The 5,093-nt window shown below is 68.5% G+C and carries 6 protein-coding genes; 4 read left to right on the plus strand and 2 right to left on the minus strand.

The genetic code is table 11. The features are described from left to right. The coding region (gene glmS / locus ABZ281_RS37230) for a glutamine--fructose-6-phosphate transaminase (isomerizing) (RefSeq protein ID WP_356662461.1) at positions 1 to 1,684 on the plus strand (1,684 nt) is incomplete at its 5' end. Here glmS and ABZ281_RS37235 read toward each other — a convergent pair. Together ABZ281_RS37235 and ABZ281_RS37240 are read right to left on the minus strand one after the other, a co-directional pair. Then, positions 1,645 to 1,866 carry a DUF397 domain-containing protein gene (locus ABZ281_RS37235; RefSeq protein ID WP_356662462.1) on the minus strand — a complete coding sequence of 74 codons (222 nt, stop codon included), beginning with the start codon at positions 1,864 to 1,866 and terminating at the stop codon, positions 1,645 to 1,647. The genes glmS and ABZ281_RS37235 overlap by 40 nt on opposite strands. Positions 1,867 to 1,874: 8 nt before the next feature. Next, positions 1,875 to 2,693, minus strand: coding sequence for a helix-turn-helix transcriptional regulator (locus ABZ281_RS37240; protein ID WP_356662463.1), 819 nt, complete (start codon positions 2,691 to 2,693; stop codon positions 1,875 to 1,877). A gap of 254 nt (positions 2,694 to 2,947) precedes the next feature. Between ABZ281_RS37240 and ABZ281_RS37245 the strand changes: the two genes are divergently transcribed. The 3 genes from ABZ281_RS37245 to ABZ281_RS37255 form a co-directional block, all read left to right on the plus strand. Further along, entirely contained in the window at positions 2,948 to 3,367 is a 420-nt protein-coding gene (locus ABZ281_RS37245; protein ID WP_356662464.1) for an ATP-binding protein, read from the plus strand. An 80-nt stretch (positions 3,368 to 3,447) separates the two neighbouring features. Next, complete coding sequence (locus ABZ281_RS37250) at positions 3,448 to 4,437, plus strand: hypothetical protein (protein WP_356662465.1); 990 nt, start codon at positions 3,448 to 3,450, stop codon at positions 4,435 to 4,437. A gap of 455 nt (positions 4,438 to 4,892) precedes the next feature. Further along, the coding region (locus ABZ281_RS37255) for a 4'-phosphopantetheinyl transferase superfamily protein (protein WP_356662466.1) at positions 4,893 to 5,093 on the plus strand (201 nt) is incomplete at its 3' end.

Genomic DNA, 5,093 nt, shown 5'->3' on the forward strand with positions numbered 1-5,093 from the left:
GAAGGAACTGGACGGCAGGCCGCTGCCGACCGGCGCGACGGGTATCGGGCACACCCGTTGGGCCACGCACGGCGGGCCGACGGACACCAACGCCCACCCGCACCTCGACAACGCGGGACGGGTCGCGGTGGTGCACAACGGCATCATCGAGAACTTCGCCGAACTGCGGGCCGAACTGGCGGAGCGCGGCCACGAACTGGCCTCCGAGACGGACACCGAGGTCGTCGCGCATCTGCTCGCCGAGGAGTTCTCCTCCTGCGCGGATCTCGCCGAGGCGATGCGGCTGGTGTGCCGGCGGCTGGAAGGCGCGTTCACGCTGGTCGCGGCACACGCCGACGAACCGGACGTGGTGGTGGGTGCGCGGCGGAACTCGCCGCTGGTGGTGGGCGTCGGTGAGGGCGAGGCCTTCCTCGCCTCGGACGTCGCCGCGTTCATCGCCCACACGCGGTCCGCGATCGAGCTCGGGCAGGACCAGGTGGTGGAGCTGCGGCGGGACGGTGTGACGGTGACGGGCTTCGACGGCCGCCCGGCCGACGTCCGTTCCTACCACGTCGACTGGGACGCGTCGGCCGCCGAGAAGGGCGGCTACGACTACTTCATGCTCAAGGAGATCGCCGAGCAGCCCAAGGCGGTCGCCGACACGCTGCTGGGCCGGATCGACCGTTCCGGTTCGCTCACGCTGGACGAGGTGCGGATCCCTCCGCGGGTGCTGCGGGAGATCGGCAAGGTCGTCATCGTCGCGTGCGGTACGGCCTTCCACGCCGGGATGATCGCCAAGTACGCCATCGAGCACTGGGCGCGGATCCCCTGCGAGGTGGAGCTGGCCAGCGAATTCCGCTACCGGGACCCGATCCTGGACGGCCAGAGCCTGGTCATCGCCATTTCCCAGTCCGGCGAGACCATGGACACGCTGATGGCGCTGCGGCACGCCCGCGAGCAGGGCTCCAAGGTGCTGGCGATCTGCAATACCAACGGCTCGACGATCCCGCGCGAGTCGGACGCGGTGCTGTACACGCACGCAGGGCCGGAGGTGGCCGTCGCGTCCACCAAGGCGTTTCTGACGCAGCTCGTGGCGTGCTACCTGGTCGCGCTGTATCTGGGCCAGGTGCGGGGCACCAAGTGGGGCGACGAGATCCGGGCGGTGGTCCGCGACCTGTCCTCGCTCGCCGGTGCGGTGGAGCAGGTGCTCGGGACCATGGAGCCGGTACGGGAGCTGGCGCGCTCGCTCGCGTCGAAGAACACGGTGCTGTTCCTGGGGCGGCATGTGGGCTACCCCGTGGCGCTGGAGGGCGCGTTGAAGCTGAAGGAACTGGCGTACATGCACGCCGAGGGCTTCGCGGCGGGGGAGTTGAAGCACGGGCCGATCGCGCTGATCGAGGAGGACCTGCCGGTGGTCGTGGTCGTGCCGTCACCGCGCGGTCGGTCGGTGCTGCACGACAAGATCGTGTCCAACATCCAGGAGATCCGGGCGCGGGGGGCGCGGACGATCGTCATCGCGGAGGAGGGCGACGAGGCGGTGGTGCCGTACGCCGACCATCTGGTCCGGATCCCGGTCACTCCGACGCTGCTTCAGCCGATGGTGGCGACCGTGCCGCTGCAGGTGTTCGCCTGTGAGCTTGCCACGGCCCGGGGCAACGAGGTGGATCAGCCCCGGAACCTGGCGAAGTCGGTGACGGTGGAGTAGTCGCCCTTGAGGGCGTCGACGAAGGCGGTGAACGCTCCGGTTGGGACGGTGACAGTTGCCCTGGCCGGGGCCTTTGAATCGCGGATGGCTATGTGGGTGGGGGCCGGGGCGATCTCCACGCAGGAGTCGCCGTCGCCAGGCCCTGAATAGGATGACTTTCGCCAGTTGCCGGTGGTGTCCATCGGGCGCCTCACAGCTCCTTCGCCAACCTGTGGATGAATTCGCGGGACCGCTCGGCGTCGAGCGACACCGCCTCCACTTTACGGAAGAGTGTTCGAAAGGCGGCGAGCTGGGCTTCGGAGTCGATGAAGGCGGCACCCTGCGGCCCGTCACGCACGACTGTGTCGAGCTTGGGAACGGCGCCGCCTGCGTACGTCATGGCGCTCGCGGCTCCGGCGAAATCCTCCAGGTCGAAGGGGAGGACGCGCACGGTGACGTCGTCCGCTTCGGAGAGTTCGAGCAAGTGAACGAGTTGGGCTCGTGAGGTGGCGCGGTCACTGACCATGATGCGCAAGGCCGCCTCGTGGACGACGGCTTCGTAAGGCTTGGGAGCAGGGCCTTTGAGAATCACCTTGCGCTGCATCCGGTGTCGGACGCGCAACTCAAGGTCCTCCTCCGGAAGTTCGGGAACTCTGTAGGCGTAGACGGCGCGAGCGTAGGCCTCAGTCTGGAGTGGACCCGGGATGTACAGGAACTGCGCCTCCCATAGGAACGTGGCGTGGTGCTCCAACTCGGCGAGGGCGAGGAACGGTGTGGGCAGCAGTCCCCGGTAGTCCTCCCACCAACCGCGTGTCCGATCGGTTGCCACAGCAACCAGGGCGTCGATGAACACCTCGTCCGTGCACACGTAGTGGGCCGCCAGGCGGCGCAGGCGCTTCGCGCTCACTCCGGCGAGGCCGGCCTCGATCTGGCTGATCTGCGGGGCGCTGACCCCGAGCAGGGCCGCCGCCTCGCGGGCTGTGAGACCCGCTGCGTCGCGGAGTCTTCGCAGTTCGAGGGCCAGGCGCATCTGTCGCGCGGTTGGCTGGCTCCTCAATGCCATCGCTTGCCTCCCAATGCGCCTGTCGGCGCGACTCGTTCGGGTGTCAGGGTATGCGATCGGGTTGCGGAACTTAAACAGTAAGACCTACCGTCAGTGACGCGACGCACACGCTGCGGATTGCCGGGGGCTCCGGAAGCGCACCGCCCCGTCCTGTCGTGACGGCTGCGGCAATGACACCGCCCCGTGACATCAACCCCTCACCATCAAACGGGAGTTCACGCATGCTCGAATGCGAGTCCGGCGAGTCCTGGGAGTACACCCTGTACATCCCGAACGACCTGCGTGCCGTCACGGTCGGCCGCCGTACCCTCCGCCTGATCCTCACGATGCACGGGCTGATCCGCCTGGGTGATGTGGCCGAACTGCTCGCGGCCGAGCTGGTCTCCAACGCCGTACGTCACACCAAGGGGCCCGCCGCCCTGCGCGTGCGATGGTCGGCCGGGGTACTGCGGATCGGAGCGTGGGACGCCGACCCGGAGCCACCCGAGCCGCCAGGGTCGTTCGAGCAGGTCGCCGACTCGGAGGCGGGGCGGGGGCTCGCGTTGGTCCGGGCGTGTTCCGACCTGTGGGGCTGGCAGCCGCTGACGAGAGACGGCAATCGGGGCAAGTACGTGTGGTGCGAGCTGACCTCGGCGGCCTGAACGTTTTAGCGCCCCTCGAAAGGGTGAACGTACCGCCTTCACCCGGATAAATCACCCCTTGATCCAACTAGGTTGCACACATGGTCACATCAGCTCACGAGGGCATGCACCGCATCTTCCAGGAGCGGCCCGAGATCCTGGCTCCCGTGTTCGGGGTATTGGGTGTCCCGTTATCCGCGAAGGCGACCGTGGACGCGGTCACGACCGACGTGACGGAGGCCCGGCCGCTGGAGCGACGTGTGGACACAGTGCTGCGCGTCGGCCCGTCCGATGGCGAGGACTTCCTGCTAGCCATCGAGTCACAGTCGGGCAAGGTCGCGGGCAAGGAGCGGAGCTGGGCGTACTACGTCGCCTTTCTCCAGGCGAAGTACGGCCTGCCCGTCCTGCTTCTCGTGGTCTGCCAGGACAGAGTCACAGCCAAGTGGGCGGCCGGTCCCTTCGACTGCGGCACGCGGGGCTGGACGGCGCAGCGGACCCACCCGCTGGTCGTCGGGCCGGAGAACCTGCCGGTGATCACCGACGCCCGGACCGCGGCGAAGAACCTCGCGCTGGCCGTACTGTCCGCCCTGGCGCACGCCCGTAGTGCCGATTCCGACGCCATACTGAAGGCGCTGACAACCGCCCTTCATGAGACGCGCACAACGGACCCTGAAACCGCCGACTACTTCTACGACTTCCTGGAAATCAGCCTGGGCAACAGCCCAGCCGGAAAGAAATTGAAGGAAATCATGTCGTTCGTCAACTACTTCCCCGGCCGGGGGACGGTCCGTGAGACGGCCTACCTCGAAGGCAAGGCAGAAGGCAAGGCAGAAGGCAAGGCAGAAGGCAAGGCAGAAGGCAAGGCGGAAGGCAAGGCAGAAGGCAAGGCCGAGGGGGAGGCCAAGGGCATCCTGTACGTACTGGAGGTGCGCGGTATCCCCGTATCGGACTCCGTGCGCGAGCGCATCACGGCCTGCACGGACCTGGAGCGTCTCGATGCGTGGCTGGAGCGTTCCCGCACCGTGGCGCGTGCCGAGGACCTGTTCGTCGAGGACCCGGAGGTCCCGGAGACCGGCCCCGGACGGGCCTGAGCGTTGGCCGACGAGCAGGACGGTCAGCAGGACGGGCCCTCGGGGCTGCTCGACCTGTACAGGTTCACGGCTGTGTGGCTTGCGCTGGGCATCCCCCCGTGCAAGGTGGCGGGGGACTTCCGGTTCGGGCTGGAGGGGCTCAGACAGCGGGGAGTCGTCCCCCTGGAGAACCTGGCCCTCGTGCACGCACGCGCGGCGGGGGAGGCCGAACATCCCGAGCGGTGGGCGACGGGTTTCACCGCAGGGGTGTTCGGCCCGGGCCGCAGCGGTCCTGCGTGTCCTTCAGGCGCGCGGTGTCGAGTTCTCGAAGCACCTCCACCGCGGTCTCCACCTGTGTTCCGACGCGGACAGGCTCACCCGCTTTCTCGACCGTGCCGTCACCGCGACTCACGAAGCCGACGTGGTCGCCGTGGAGCCGAGCCCGCGGGCGCCGGACGGCCCGTAAGGTGCTGCGCATGAGCATCATCGGGGTCGGGATCGACGTCGCCGAGATCGATCGGTTCGCGGCGTCGCTGGAGCGGACGCCCGCGCTGGCCGAGCGGCTGTTCGTGGAGCGGGAGTTGCTGCTGCCCAGTGGGGAGCGCCGGGGTGTCGCCTCCCTGGCCGCCCGGTTCGCCGCCAAGGAGGCCCTGGCCAAGGCGCTCGGGGCTCCGCCC

The sequence above is a fragment of the Streptomyces sp. NPDC006265 genome, from assembly GCF_040613555.1.
Lineage (GTDB): Bacteria > Actinomycetota > Actinomycetes > Streptomycetales > Streptomycetaceae > Streptomyces.

What these genes read in the sequence shown, in the direction of transcription:
- ABZ281_RS37245 (WP_356662464.1), top strand. Translation starts at nt 2,948, where the DNA reads ATGCTCGAATGCGAGTCCGGCGAGTCCTGGGAGTACACCCTGTACATC.
- ABZ281_RS37250 (WP_356662465.1), top strand. Translation starts at nt 3,448, where the DNA reads ATGGTCACATCAGCTCACGAGGGCATGCACCGCATCTTCCAGGAGCGG.
- ABZ281_RS37235 (WP_356662462.1), bottom strand. Translation starts at nt 1,866, where the DNA reads ATGGACACCACCGGCAACTGGCGAAAGTCATCCTATTCAGGGCCTGGC.
- ABZ281_RS37240 (WP_356662463.1), bottom strand. Translation starts at nt 2,693, where the DNA reads ATGCGCCTGGCCCTCGAACTGCGAAGACTCCGCGACGCAGCGGGTCTC.